Source organism: [Clostridium] ultunense DSM 10521 (genome assembly GCF_000511955.1).
Taxonomy (GTDB): domain Bacteria; phylum Bacillota; class Clostridia; order Tissierellales; family Tepidimicrobiaceae; genus Schnuerera; species Schnuerera ultunensis.
Window position 1 is genome coordinate 73,141 of record NZ_AZSU01000009.1, and the last position, 14,447, is coordinate 87,587.

Genomic DNA, 14,447 nt, shown 5'->3' on the forward strand with positions numbered 1-14,447 from the left:
ATTTTGCTAACCATATCTGCTGATACTTCAATTCCATAGAGATCCTTTACCTGGTCATGAATATCCCTAGTTGACATTCCTCTTGCATAAAGGGATATTATTTGTTCTTCTATACCTGATATATCCCTTGTATGTTTTGGAACTACTACTGGTTCAAATTCGCCATTTCTATCTCTTGGTATATCTAACTCAATTTCTCCAAAACGAGTGCTTACAGTCTTTTTCGTAGTACCATTTCTACGATTATCTGTATTTTTGTTCTTTTTATCTCCTTTTACATATCCTAATTCTACCTCTAATTCTGCCTCTAACATCTCTTGTAGTGCATCTTTAAACATTTCTTTAAGATATGTGTGGAGATCATTTACTGTTTTTAAATCTCCATCTACTATCATATTTCTTAAAACTTCCTTTGGTAAAGTTGCCATAAAAAATTCTCCTTTCTAGTTTTGGTCTTATTTAGATTCTTGCCAGAAAAGAGAATTTTATTTCCTAAAAGCACAAATTATTTTACACTACCTATCTCTGTATAAATCCTACTTTCCTATAAACTCTTCTTAAAGTTTTATTTGCTATATAACTAGCTTTTTCTGCTCCTTCTCTATATACCTTTTCTAAATAGTCTTTATCGTTTATTAGTTCATTATATCTTTCTTGTATTGGTCTTAATCCCTCTACGACTACTTCAGCTAAATCTTCCTTAAACTTACCGTATCCAATGCCCTCATATCTATTCACTATTTCTTCAATAGTGTCCCCTGAAAAAACGCTGTAAATATTAATTAGATTCTTGATTCCTAATTGTTCATCATTATATTTTACTTCTCCTATGGAATCTGTTACTGCCCTTTTGATTTTTCTTCTTATAGCCTCTGGTTTGTCTAATATAAGTATATAACCATTTTCATTTTCATCGGATTTGGACATTTTGCTTTCTGGGTTTTGAAGGCTCATAATCCTTGCCCCTTCCTTTTTTATCAAAGGTTCTGGTACTTGGAAGGTAGGACTATATTTATTGTTAAACCTTTCTGCCAAGTCTCTGGCTAATTCTAAATGCTGTTTTTGATCCTCTCCTACCGGCACAAGTTCTGTCTGGTACAATAATATATCTGCTGCCATTAATACCGGATAGGTGAATAGGCCTGCATTTAAATTTTCCTCCGACTTTTTAGATTTTTCTTTGAACTGGGTCATCCTGCTTAATTGTCCCATATAGGAAATAGTATTTAGTACCCAAGTCAATTCTGCATGGGCAGGTACATGGGATTGGATGAATATAGTAGACTTTTCTGAATCAAGTCCACAGGCTAAATATATGGCCAATACCTCTAAAGTGTTCTTCCTTAAATCCTTTGGTACTTGAGGTACTGTTATAGCATGTAAATCCACTATGGAATAATAGCAATCATATTCATCTTGTAATGATATCCAGTTTTTTATAGCTCCTATATAGTTTCCTATGGTAAGTCCTCCTGAGGGTTGGACACCGCTGAATACAACTTTTTTCTCCATATTCATTCCTCCTAAATAAAAAATCCCCTCCATCTCTATAAAAGAGACGAAAGGGTTGCTTCCGTGGTACCACTCTAATTGGCTTATAGCCCACTTTAATCCGTAAGGGGGATTAGTCCTAATATCCTACTATAATTTCAGATATTAACTCTCAAGTCCATTGGATATAATAGTATCATCAGGCTCCCACCATCCCTGACTCGCTTAGGATCTTTATTATATCTACTACTCTTGATCATAGTTTCATATTCATCTGTTATTTACATTATACACATTTTTGTAAAAATGTAAACTAAAATAATTAGATTACATACATTAAATAATCATCCCTATTGTTTTTTACCACTTTCCCAGGAATGCCCACTACAGTAGTATATGGGGGCACATCTTTTAAAACTACTGCATTGGCTCCTATTTTTGCCCCTCTTCCTATGGTTATTGGTCCTAGTATTTTAGCTCCTGACCCTATCATTACATTATCTTCTACGGTAGGATGGCGCTTAGTACCTGGTTCTCCCCCAATTCCCCCAAGGGTTACTCCATGATACATAGTTACATTATCCCCTACTTCTGCTGTTTCCCCTATTACCACCCCCATGCCATGATCTATGAATAGATTTTTTCCTATCTTTGCTCCAGGATGGATTTCTATACCAGTAATCCTCCTTGCTCTTTGGGATATAATTCTAGCCAAAACATATCTTTTTTTCTTATAAAGCCTATGGGCTAATTTATGATAGATTATTGCTTTCAAACTTGGATAGCAAAGAATGGCCTCAATCATACTTTTAGTAGCCGGATCCTTTTCCATTATATTCCTTGCTTCTTCTATGATAAACTTAATCATTATATCACTCTCCATTAAACAATACTGTGGAAAGATACCTTTCTCCTGTATCAGGTAAGACTGTTACTACTTTTTTACCTTTTCCTAATCTTTTAGCTAAAGCAATTGCAGCATAGATGTTAGCTCCTGAAGATATACCACAAAATATTCCTTCTTCTACTCCAATTTCCCTAGCTTTTGCAAAGGCGTCTTCATCGTCTACTTTTATTATTTCATCAATTATATTTCTATCCAATATCACAGGTATAAAATTAGCCCCTATTCCTTGGATTCCATGGCCACTTGGATTGCCGCCAGATAAAATTGGGGATTTACTAGGTTCTACTGCAACGATTAATGTATTCGGATTATTTTCCTTTAACCTTTTACCTATCCCAGTTATAGTTCCTCCTGTTCCCACTCCAGCTACAAAGGCAGCCACTTCCCCTTTTATGTCTTCTAATATCTCTACACCAGTGGTTTCATAATGGGCTTTTACATTATTCATGTTCCCAAATTGGTCTGGCATAAAATATCCTTCCTTATTAGCCAGTTCTTTAGCTAATTCTACTGAACCTGCCATCCCATATTTCCCTTCTGTAAGGATTAATTCTGCTCCATAAGCTTCCATAAGTTTTCTTCTCTCAATACTCATAGTATCAGGCATTACTATTATCACCTTATAGCCCCTTGCTGCCCCTATCATGGCAAGGGCAATTCCAGTATTGCCACTGGTAGGTTCTATAATGGTGCTGCCTTTTTTTAATATCCCCTTATCTTCTGCATCTTTAATCATGTATAAAGCTGGTCTATCCTTAACACTACCACCTGGATTGAAAAATTCTACTTTCACCCAAATATCTGCCATATCTTCTGTTATCATATTATTTAATTTTACTAAAGGCGTTCTTCCTATGGTTTTATAGATATTATTAAATTCCATTTTATCTCCTCCCAAAAATAATTTTTTATTAAAAGTATTCCTTTGAATATATATCCTTAGTTTACCCTGGGGATAGCAATAAAAAAACCTTTTACCTCTTGTATAAATAAATATACAGAGGCAAAAGGTTACTTTCGCGGTTCCACTCTGTTTGGGACATGATCCCATCTCTATTCGAGTACTAACATACTCTAGTTCTATAACGGGAACTACCGTTTAAGTCTACTGAAGTTTCGACTAAAAACTCCTTGGTGCACTTCGAATACACTAGTATAGATTCCTTCCACCAGCTGGAATCCTCTCTGTAATACTATATATACTCTACTTTACCAAGTCATAGTTTTTAAATTTACTTTATAAAATATTATATTACAGTATAGCATAATTGTTCCTAATAGTAAATATATTTTTGTCTTTATAAGGAAAAAGATGTAAAGGCTAATATGGAATATATATAAGCCGTTGGGTTCTTGTTTATACTATCTCCTATTGTATAAAATACTTGATTCAATTTATCATATATTTCTTCATCTTTTATTATATTAGATAATTTTTGAAGGCTTAAGGCTGCAAAAGAATTACCTGAAGGGATTGCCCCATCATAAAAATCCTTTGGTCTTAGGATTAACTGTTCTGAAATATGACTGTAATAATAAAATCCTCCATCCTCTTCGTCCCAGAACAACCTTACCATATCATCCTTTAATTTTTTGCTTATTTCCAAATAGGTCTTATCTTCAGTTGCCTGATAAAGGGTCAAAAGTCCATATATGAAAAAAGCATAATCTTCTAAGAATCCATAGTTATAGCTTTCTCCGTCTATGTTGGTAGACAATAGATAGCCTTTTTCATCTATAGAATTAGATATTATAAAATCTGCCGCCTCTTTTGCCCTTTTTATAAATAGGTCTTTCTTTACCACTTTCCCTCCATAGGCTAAAGCAGCTATGGCTAACCCATTCCAGGATGTTAGAATCTTCTCATCTCTATGGGGTTTAACCCTTTTATCCCTATAGGATAGAATCATATCCCTCATACTATCCAATTTATTCATATCTAATTCCTTTATAGAATCTAAGTCCTTTCCAATTAGATTGGGGATACTCTTTCCTTCAAAATTTCCCTCTTCCGTTATATCATAATAATTGGTATAAAATTCTCCAAACTCTTCTCCTAAAAGATCTATTATTTCATCGTATTCAAATACATAGTATTTCCCCTCTTCTCCTTCTGTTTCTGCGTCTAAGGCGGAGTAAAAGCCACCTTCCTCTGATACCATATCCCTTAATAGAAATTCGAATATCTTCTCTCCAATTTCTTTATAATGAAGTTTTTTAGTCATTTCATAGGCTTTAATATAAGTAATAGCCAGTAAAGCATTATCGTATAACATCTTCTCAAAATGAGGAACTAACCATTTTTCATCTACTGAGTACCTATAAAACCCAAATCCTATATGATCGAATATACCCCCTTTATACATATTGTCTAGAGTTGTTTCAGCCATATTTATTGCCTTTTCATCATCCATATTATATCCGTATTCTAGTAAAAAAAGTATATACTGAGGTAATGGAAATTTAGGCCTATAGGAAAATCCTCCATTAGCTTCGTCATAGGTTTCTTCTAACTCTTCCTTTGTCATTTTCAATATATCTTTATCAATATTTCCTTTAGAATAGCTATTGTATCTTGAATCTACTTCTTTTAATATATAATGGCTTTCTTCAATTATATCCTCTTTTCTTTCCTTCCAAGTTTCCTTAACCTTAGTTAATAATTCTATTAGCCCAGTAAGTCCTCTTTTTGATCTTTTAGGGAAATAGGTTCCAGCAAAAAAAGGCTTACCATCTGGAGTTAATAATAGAGTAAGAGGCCACCCAGCTGTTCCAGTTAAGGCTTCTGCAAAAGTTATATAAACCTTGTCTATATCTGGCCTTTCTTCTCTATCTACCTTAATTGGAACAAAGTGCTCATTTAATATATTGGCTACTTCCTCATCCTGAAAGGATTCCCTATTCATATTATGACACCATCTACAGGTAGAATATCCTATGGATAAAAATATAGGTTTATCCTCTTTCTTAGCCTTCTGAAAAGCCTCTTCTCCCCAGGATTGCCAATTTATTGGGTTATAGGCATGTTGAAGTAAATAAGGGGATTTTTCATATATTAATTTATTTGAATTTCTGTTATCCATTTCATTCATTTAACCAAACCCTTTCTAAATATTGTTATGTATATTCTACCCATAGAATTTGGCTATATTCCAAAACTAATATCTATTTTAATACTTCCCCTTTAATCCTTTTATAGAGTTCATAGCCGCTGAAAGGTCTTCCATCATATTTTAAAATTTTGTGGCTAGATTCATAAGGGGTTTCTTCCCTTATTAAACTATCCAATTGACCGGTAGCATTTTGTTCTATATCTATTATCCTACTGGCAGTTTTTCCTAAATCTAATAACCTCTCTTTAGGGAACGGCCATATATCTCCAAATACTAAAGCCCCAATAGATACTTCTTCTCCCCTAAGTCTATCAACTGTTTCCTGAACTGCACCATAGGTAGAGCCCCAGCAGACTATTAAATTCTCTGGCCTTTCGTCTCCAATTAGCCAAGGTTCCTCCACCTCTTCTCTTAAACCTTGGAATTTTTCCATCCTTTTATCTACCATTTTAGTCCTGATAATTGGGTCTTCTGTAATATGCCCAAATTCATCGTGTTCATGGCTATCTACTAGGACTACCTGACCTGGTATTTTCCCTGGAATTATCCTTGGAGATATGCCATCTTTAGTAAGTTTATAGGGTTTATACTCTTCATCTATTAGCTCTTCTTTCTTAGAAATATACCTATCTATTTTAATCTTACTAAAATCAAAGGGTTTTATAGTTTGAGTATAGTCTGCTAAATACAAATCCGTTAGAAGAATTACGGGAATTCTATATTTATCAGCTATATTAAAGGCCCTAGTCGTTTGATAAAATGCATCTTCTGGGTTTCTTAAGGCTATAACCATCCTAGGAAATTCCCCATGGCCTGCATGGATCATAAATCTAAGGTCTGATTGCTCAGTCCTAGTAGCCATACCTGTGGCTGGACCTGACCTTTGGGCATTTACCAATACTATAGGTAATTCTACAATGCCTGCTAGGCTTAGGGATTCTATCATTAAGGCTATCCCTCCTCCAGAAGAACCTGTCATGGATCTTACTCCTCCATAGGAAGCTCCTAAGGCCATATTTAGAGCAGCTACTTCATCTTCTATCTGCTCTACCATAATTCCCATTTCTTCTGATTTCTTGGATAAGTAGGATAATATACTGGTAGATGGAGTCATAGGGTATCCACAGTAAAATTTACATCCTGCCCCTAGGGCTCCTAAGGCTAAGGCTTCATTTCCATTGATTATTATATTATCATCTTCCAATAATTCTAATTTATATCCCTTCTCCATTGCCTCATATCCTGCCCTTAAAGCAGATATATTGGCTGGGGCTATTTTTTCTTGGAATTGACTCTTGATCAACCCTTCTGGAATATTAAGGGGCAATCCAAAGTACTTGATTATAGCACCTAATCCTATGGTATTATAGACTCTAGGATTTTTAATTTCCTTTAGTATTCTCTTTATGGGTATATGTACTATCTTTTCCCCTTTACCTATCCCTTCATCACAGATTAAAATTCCCTTGGGTTTTAATCTGGAACTATGGATTTCTATAGTTTCTTCATTTAAGGCAAATACTAGATCTATTTTTTCAGAATGTGTAAAAATCTCTTTATCCGAAAACCTAATTTGAATGTAATTATGTCCACCTCTAACCCTAGACATATAGTCTCTATAGGTGAACACATAATATCCGCAACGTTTTAAAGTTTTCTCTAAAAGATGAGCAAAGGTATCTATACCTTGACCAGCTGCACCACCTACTAAAATAGTATAGTCCAATTTAAAACCTCCCGTCCCTTATATTGTTGACCTTATTTCACTATACTATGTTATACCCTAAATAATCCCATTATCACAAAGAACTACTAAAGACTTAGAAGCAATACTAGCATAAAAAATTAGATGGCCTAGGCCATCTAATCTTCTATTCTTCTTCCCATTTATGAGATCTTTCTACGGCTTTTTTCCACCCTTTATATAATCTCTCTTTTTCTTCATCTTCCATTTCAGTTTCAAAGACTCTATCTACACTCCACCGTTTTGTTATCTCTTCTTTATCACTCCAGAAGCCAACGGCTAGCCCTGCTAAATAGGCTGCACCTAATGCGGTAGTTTCTATTATCTCTGGTCTATGGACAGGAACCCCTAATATATCCGATTGAAATTGCATTAGGAAATTATTTGCCACTGCTCCTCCATCTACCCTTAAATCCTGTAGGTCTATACCTGAATCTTCCTGCATAGCTTCCAATACATCCCTTGTTTGATATGCAATAGACTCTAAAGCAGCCCTTATTATATGATTTTTATTTGCTCCCCTTGTTAAACCTACTATAGTTCCCCTTGCATACATATCCCAATAAGGAGCTCCCAATCCCACAAAGGCAGGGACTAGATATACTCCATTATTATCTTTTTCTTGGGATGCAAAATATTCACTATCCTTTGCATGGGTTATTAAATGTAGTTCATCTCTTAACCATTGGATTACAGCCCCAGCTACAAAGATACTACCCTCTAGAGCATATTCTACCTTGCCATCTACTCCCCAGGCAATAGTGGTCAAAAGTCCATTTTTTGAAGTTACTGCTTCTTCACCAGTATTCATCAACATAAAACATCCAGTGCCATATGTATTTTTAGCCATTCCCGGTTGAAAACAAGCTTGCCCAAATAAGGCTGCCTGTTGGTCTCCCGCTATACCTGAAATTGGAATTTTGGCACCACCAAGGGTTTGTGGATCTGTAACACCATATATTTCACTAGAAGGTCGAACTTCTGGTAACATAGCAGCTGGTATACCTAATTCTTCTAACATCTTTTCATCCCATTTTAATTCCTTAATATTGTATATCATAGTTCTAGAGGCATTGCTATAATCCGTAACATGTACCTTGCCTCTTGTTAAATTCCAAATTAACCAAGTATCAATATTACCAAATAATAATTCACCCTTTTCAGCTTTTTCCCTAGCTCCCTCTACATTATCTAGTATCCATTTAATTTTAGTTCCTGAAAAGTATGCATCTATTACCAGTCCAGTATTTTCTCTTACATACTCTTCCAAGCCTTTTGCTTTCAATTCATCACAGATATTTGCTGTCCTTCTACATTGCCAAACTATAGCATTATATATGGGTTTTCCTGTATTCTTATCCCATACCACAGTAGTTTCCCTTTGATTTGTTATCCCTATAGCTGCTATTTCATCTGGTCTAATTCCTGCTGTTTCTAGCACTTCTCTAAGGACTCCAGACTGGGTGCCCCATATTTCCATAGGGTCATGTTCTACCCAACCTGGTTTTGGATAATGTTGAGTAAATTCCTTTTGTGCTACTTGAATTATTTCCCCTTCATGATTAAAGATTATAGCTCTAGAACTTGTTGTACCCTGATCTAAAGCCATTACATATTTTTTAGCCAATGCTTCTTCCCCCTTTTATTTTATTCTATAGTTATACCCATAAATTTGTAAATAGCTGATATACGAAAGCACCTAATACTCCACCAATTATTGGTCCTACTATTGGTATCCAGGCGTAGCCCCAATCTGAATCTCTCTTTCCCGGTATTGGCAATATAGCATGGGCTATTCTCGGTCCTAAATCCCTGGCAGGATTTATAGCATAACCTGTAGGACCTCCTAAACTTAATCCTATACTCCATACTAGAAAACCTGCTAATAAGGCAGATAGGGCACCTACCCCGTTATTACCATGATTAATGCCTAAGATTCCAATAACCAACATAGCAGTTCCTATAATTTCAGTAATCATATTGGATACAGTATTTCTTATTGCCGGAGCTGTACAAAATACTCCTAATTTGACATCTGCATCTTCTGTAGCTGCAAAATGATCTTTATAAGTTAAGTATACTAAAATAGCACCAACCATTGCCCCTAACATTTGGGCCACAATATACCCAGGCACCAAAGACCAGGATATATTTCCAATGGCAGCAAATCCTAAAGTCAATGCTGGATTAAGATGGGCACCACTAACCCAGCCAGTAGTATATGCTGCCATTGCAACTGCTAATCCCCAAGCTGTGGAAATTACTATCCACCCTGAGTTATTGCCTTTAGAATCCTTTAGAACAACGTTTGCCACTACTCCATCACCAAGAAGGATTAACAACATTGTACCAAAAAACTCACCAAAATACATACCCATATTCGACACATCTTCTCCCCCTTTTTAAATTTTCTAATAATCTTAAAATCCAATAAAATGAATAACTTTTTCTTCTCACCTCCTATATCGTTGTTACTACATATACCACACTTCTTCATTACTAGTAGATATGGCTATAGCTCCTGCTTTAAGGCTTAAAATCACATCTTCCTTTTCTTTAATAAGTCCTCCGGTTATTACCGGTATACGAGTTTCTGCAATTACATTTTTCACTATTTTAGGCATGATTCCTGGAAGTATTTCAACAGCATTTGGCTTTGTGTTTTTTATTGAATTAATGCCAGAATCTAATGCTAGAGAATCTAATATGAACAATCTTTGTATAGTGAATATATGCAATTCCTTTGCTGCTTTTATTAAATTAGCTTTAGTTGTGATTATGCCATCTAGACCTATATGTTCATATATGAATTTTACAGCTATATCATCTTTAGAAAATCCGTCTATTAAATCTATGTGAATATATACTAGTTTATCCTTCTTCTTTAAGCTATCTACTATAAATCCCAGATTGAGTATATCTCCTGTTAATAAAAACACTATTTTACATGGCGATTGGATAACCTTGTCTAATTTATCTACATGGTTAAGGGCAGCTATAATTGGATTCTGATTTGCAGTATTGAAAAAAACTTTCATGACTCTCCCCCTTTTTATATAGGAATCATCTATTCCATCGGAATTTTTGTGTATCAAAAGTTTCTTTTCTATTCTAATTATTCCTGCACTATTACTAGATATATGCTTGTACTTCTGTCTCTATACTGTCTACCGAAAATATTTCTTCTAAATAAAAGCCGCAACTATCTAGCCTATTATTCAGTAGGTTAAATATTGCGGTTCTCTTTATCTCCACCAAATATTTAATTTTATACATATTTATCATATCAGAATAGGTTTTATTTATATAATATTATGAAAAAGGTCCTCTTTTTATGAATATTTAGAAATATTATTTTTTTGCTTTACAATTTACCAATAGAATAATATAATAATTATAAGATAAAAATTAAATATTATGGTTGAGAATGGAGAACCACACTTTTTGCTCTTAAAGAGCAAAGTGTGGTTTTTTTGTATTTATCCAAAAAAGGAGGGTTTTTCCATGTATGATGTAATCATAATTGGTGCAGGGATTATAGGCAATTTTATTGCTAGAGAATTGTCCAAATATGAATTAGACATATTGTTAATGGACAAGGAAAACGATATATCCAACGGTGCTACTAAAGCAAATACAGCTATAATACACGCTGGATTTGATGCTCCTAACGGTAGCAAGATGGCTTATTTTAACGTACGGGGTAATCCTATGTTTGACCAGGTATGTGATGAATTAGGCGTTCCCTTTAAAAGGATTGGCTCCTTGGTTTTAGCTTTTGATGATACTGATTTAAAAACATTAAAGGTTCTATATAATAGAGGTTTAAAATCAGGAGTTCCTAAAATGGAAATTCTGAATAGAGACCAGGTAGAAAAAATGGAACCTAATATATCTCATAATGTTCAAGGTGCATTATATGCTAAAACTGCTGGCATCATTGGTCCTTGGGAATTGGCCATTGCACTAGGAGAAAATGCTATAGAAAACGGGGTTGAACTTAGCTTAAATACAGAGGCATTGAATATTGATAAAACCTCTAATGGATACAATGTTTTTACTAATAAAGGTAAAACAGAAGGGAGAATAGTAATAAATTGTGCAGGAATCTATGCAGATAAGTTGAATAATATGGTTTCCCATAATAAGTTTAGAATTATTCCTAAAAAAGGCCAATATTATTTAATGGACAAAACCGTTGGTAATATTGTAAATACCGTAATATTCCAATGCCCAACAGAAAAAGGCAAAGGTATAGTGGTAACCCCTACTGTTCATGGAAATTTAATAATAGGACCAGATAGTGAAATTATAGAAGAAAAAGAAGATACTAAAACCGATAGCCATAGATTAAAATTCGTAGCCAAAGTTGCTAGTAAATCCCTCCCGAATATTCCCTTTGACAAAGTAATTACCACTTTTGCTGGAATTAGAGCAGAACCAGAAACCGGGGATTTTATAATAGGAGAACCAGAGGATGCCCCAGGTTTTATAAATGTAGCAGGTATAAAGTCTCCTGGGCTATCAGCTTCACCAGCTATTGCAGAATATGTGGTTAATATGGTAGGTGGGATTAATAATGGTCTGGTAAAAAAGGATAACTATAATCCTAATAGAAAAAAGATAATTAGGTTCAACCAACTATCAAATGAAGAAAAGAATGAATTGATAAAAATTGATCCTAGGTACGGTAAAGTAATTTGCAGATGCGAAACCATAACAGAAGGAGAAATTATAGATGCAATCCATAGGAAGGCAGGGGCTACTACTGTTGATGGAGTAAAGAGAAGAGCAAGACCTGGCTCTGGTAGATGTCAAGGCGGATTTTGTATGCCTCGTGTAATGGAAATATTGGCTAGAGAACAAGGTAAGGATATAGAAGAAATTGTGAAGGATAGTTTAGATTCTTATATTTTGACAGGTAAAACCAAATAATCATTTTGGAGGTGTTAAATTTGAATTATGATTTAGTTGTAGTAGGCGGTGGACCTGCTGGTTTAGCTGCTGCAATTAGAGCTAAAGAATTAGGAGTGATGGATATACTAATTATAGAAAGGGATAATGAATTAGGTGGAATTTTAAACCAATGTATTCATAATGGTTTCGGACTCCATATTTTTAAAAAGGAATTGACAGGGCCTGAATATGCGAAGATATTTATGGACAAAGTAGAGGAACTAGGCATAGATTATAAACTAAATACCTTTGTTTTAGATATAAATGATAAAAAGGAATTGGCAGTGGTAAATTCTACTGATGGTTTTTTTAGTATTCAAGCTAAAGCCATAATATTAGCCATGGGCTGTCGTGAAAGACCAAGGGGAGCTATTAATATCCCAGGTACCAGACCTAGTGGAATTTTTACTGCTGGGACTGCCCAAAGATTTATCAATATAGAAGGATATATGGTAGGAAAAAAGGTTGTAATTCTTGGTTCTGGGGATATTGGGTTAATCATGGCAAGAAGACTTACTTTAGAAGGAGCAAAAGTAGAAGCTGTAGCTGAAATAATGCCCTATCCTAATGGGCTAAAACGGAATATTGCTCAATGTCTGGAGGATTTTAACATTCCTTTATTATTAGAACACACGGTAATAGATATTATAGGTAGAAGCAGGATTGAAGGTGTAATATTAGCTAAAGTAGATGAAGATAGAAATGTAATAAAAGGAACAGAAAAACATATAGAATGCGATACCTTAATCCTTTCCGTTGGATTGATTCCTGAAAATGAATTATCTAAAAGTGCAGGAGTAAAAATGGATCCCCTTACTTCTGGTCCCCTAGTAGATGAAACTTTAGAAACTAGTGTAGCAGGAATATTTGCATGTGGTAATGTACTCCATGTTCATGATTTAGTTGATAATGTAACTAAAGAATCTTATAAAGCTGGAGAATCGGCAGCTAAATATATTAAAGAAGTTGGTGAAAAGAAAAAGATTAAGGATAATATAGTTCACCTATATCCTGAAAAGGGAGTAAGATATGTTCTACCCCAATATTTAGATATAGATAATTTAGATGAGAATATTAACCTATTCATGAGAGTAGATAATATCTATAAAAACATAGAGATTATTGTAGAAACCAATGGAAAGGTTATAAAAAAATTTAAGAGAAATCAATTATTCCCATCAGAAATGGAATCTATACTCTTAAGAAAAGAGGATTTAAATAATATGACTGGAAACAAAGTTTCAGTTTATATTAAATGATTGGAGGGATTAATATGGGCAGGTTAGAAAAAATTTGCATCCTTTGCCCCATTGGATGTAATTTAATTATTGAAAAAGATCCTACATCAAAAGAAGGATATAAGGTTAGTGGAAATAGATGTAATAGAGGTTTTCAATATGCTATAAAAGAAATGACCAACCCTACTAGAGTCCTTACATCTACAGTAAGAATTAAAGGGTTCTCCAACAGTATGTTACCCGTAAGAACTGATGTGGGAATCCCCAAGAATAAGATGCTTCAAATCATGGATGAAATAAGGTATTTAGAAATTGAAACACCTATTAACGCAGGAGATATAATTGCAAAGAATATATGTAATACAAATGCCAATTTAATTGCTACTAAATCCATAGGCTAAAATAAAGAGCCACTCAAAAATAATTTATTTTTTATGGTAGTGTGAAATAATTTGTGTTTCGTCATTCCAGATTAAGGAATTTTGACAAATTTTAAAATCTATTTTAAGATTAAAATCTTAATTTATTAGGTTCAATAAGAAAGTTAATTAAGCTTACTAAGTTTAGTATATTTTTACACAATAAAACTAAGCTGTCAAGCTTTACAGCTTCTTTATTGAGGGAGATAAAAAGATAGTAGTAGCAAATGTGGGGTTGTGGGTAATTGCAAAGCAATTATCCATCAAATCCACATTTTATTTTTGCTATTTACTCAAAATATCTTCAAAGAAAATATTTAACTGAGCAAGTATTTGATCCCAACCTCTCATTCTTGATGTCCACTTGGATGTAGCATTTACCATTGCTAAATAGAGACTCTTTTCTAAAGAAAAATCTGTTGGAAATATTGTCTTATTTTTTGTTACTTTTCTTAATTGTCTATTAAAATTTTCTATAGTATTTGTTGTGTACATTAACTTTCTAATTTCTGGTGGATATTTGAAAAATGTTGATAATTCAGCCCAATTATTACGCCAACTTGATACACAACTAGGATA

General features: G+C 34.1%; 13 protein-coding genes and 2 other annotated features. Of the genes, 3 read left to right on the plus strand and 10 right to left on the minus strand.

Annotated features, from left to right (window positions below; genetic code table 11):
• From CUL_RS17765 to CUL_RS0115815, 9 genes are all read right to left on the minus strand, one after another.
• On the minus strand, window positions 1–428 hold a 428-nt coding region (locus CUL_RS17765), incomplete at its 3' end, for an IS256 family transposase (protein WP_035143380.1).
• 91 nt (window positions 429–519) lie between these two features.
• Window positions 520–1,512 carry a tryptophan--tRNA ligase gene (trpS, locus tag CUL_RS0115780; RefSeq protein WP_005584368.1) on the minus strand — a complete coding sequence of 331 codons (993 nt, stop codon included), beginning with the start codon at window positions 1,510–1,512 and terminating at the stop codon, window positions 520–522.
• 39 nt (window positions 1,513–1,551) lie between these two features.
• Window positions 1,552–1,760: a binding site (T-box leader), on the minus strand.
• 53 nt (window positions 1,761–1,813) lie between these two features.
• Window positions 1,814–2,359, minus strand: a complete 546-nt coding sequence (epsC, locus tag CUL_RS0115785; RefSeq protein ID WP_025642672.1) for a serine O-acetyltransferase EpsC — start codon at window positions 2,357–2,359, stop codon at window positions 1,814–1,816.
• Window positions 2,360–2,363: 4 nt separating this feature from the next.
• Window positions 2,364–3,281, minus strand: a complete 918-nt coding sequence (gene cysK, locus CUL_RS0115790; protein WP_025642674.1) for a cysteine synthase A — start codon at window positions 3,279–3,281, stop codon at window positions 2,364–2,366.
• 113 nt (window positions 3,282–3,394) lie between these two features.
• Window positions 3,395–3,628, minus strand: a binding site (T-box leader).
• A 68-nt stretch (window positions 3,629–3,696) separates the two neighbouring features.
• The gene (locus CUL_RS17770) at window positions 3,697–5,490 is read right to left on the minus strand and encodes a thioredoxin domain-containing protein (protein WP_035143399.1); all 1,794 of its coding nucleotides are present in this window, start codon (window positions 5,488–5,490) and stop codon (window positions 3,697–3,699) included.
• Between the two features lie 73 nt (window positions 5,491–5,563).
• Complete coding sequence (locus CUL_RS0115800) at window positions 5,564–7,237, minus strand: 2-oxoacid:acceptor oxidoreductase subunit alpha (RefSeq protein ID WP_025642676.1); 1,674 nt, start codon at window positions 7,235–7,237, stop codon at window positions 5,564–5,566.
• Window positions 7,238–7,382: 145 nt separating this feature from the next.
• A complete protein-coding gene (gene glpK / locus CUL_RS0115805) occupies window positions 7,383–8,882 on the minus strand; it encodes a glycerol kinase GlpK (protein ID WP_025642678.1) in 1,500 nt (499 codons plus the stop codon).
• 31 nt (window positions 8,883–8,913) lie between these two features.
• A complete protein-coding gene (locus CUL_RS0115810) occupies window positions 8,914–9,633 on the minus strand; it encodes an MIP/aquaporin family protein (protein ID WP_201767928.1) in 720 nt (239 codons plus the stop codon).
• Between the two features lie 96 nt (window positions 9,634–9,729).
• Window positions 9,730–10,293: a glycerol-3-phosphate responsive antiterminator gene (locus CUL_RS0115815; RefSeq protein WP_025642688.1), complete on the minus strand. Its 564-nt coding sequence runs from the start codon at window positions 10,291–10,293 to the stop codon at window positions 9,730–9,732.
• Window positions 10,294–10,759: 466 nt separating this feature from the next.
• Here CUL_RS0115815 and CUL_RS0115820 point away from each other — a divergent pair, with 466 nt between their 5' ends.
• From CUL_RS0115820 to CUL_RS0115830, 3 genes are read left to right on the plus strand one after another with little or no spacing between them, the layout of a single operon-like run.
• The gene (locus CUL_RS0115820; RefSeq protein WP_025642690.1) at window positions 10,760–12,190 is read left to right on the plus strand and encodes an NAD(P)/FAD-dependent oxidoreductase; all 1,431 of its coding nucleotides are present in this window, start codon (window positions 10,760–10,762) and stop codon (window positions 12,188–12,190) included.
• A gap of 20 nt (window positions 12,191–12,210) precedes the next feature.
• Window positions 12,211–13,470, plus strand: a complete 1,260-nt coding sequence (locus CUL_RS0115825) for an NAD(P)/FAD-dependent oxidoreductase (protein WP_025642692.1) — start codon at window positions 12,211–12,213, stop codon at window positions 13,468–13,470.
• 14 nt (window positions 13,471–13,484) lie between these two features.
• The gene (locus tag CUL_RS0115830; RefSeq protein ID WP_025642694.1) at window positions 13,485–13,850 is read left to right on the plus strand and encodes a DUF1667 domain-containing protein; all 366 of its coding nucleotides are present in this window, start codon (window positions 13,485–13,487) and stop codon (window positions 13,848–13,850) included.
• Window positions 13,851–14,153: 303 nt separating this feature from the next.
• Here the strand turns inward: CUL_RS0115830 and CUL_RS0115835 are convergent.
• A partial coding sequence (locus tag CUL_RS0115835; RefSeq protein WP_025642696.1) for a transposase occupies window positions 14,154–14,447 on the minus strand: 294 nt, incomplete at its 5' end.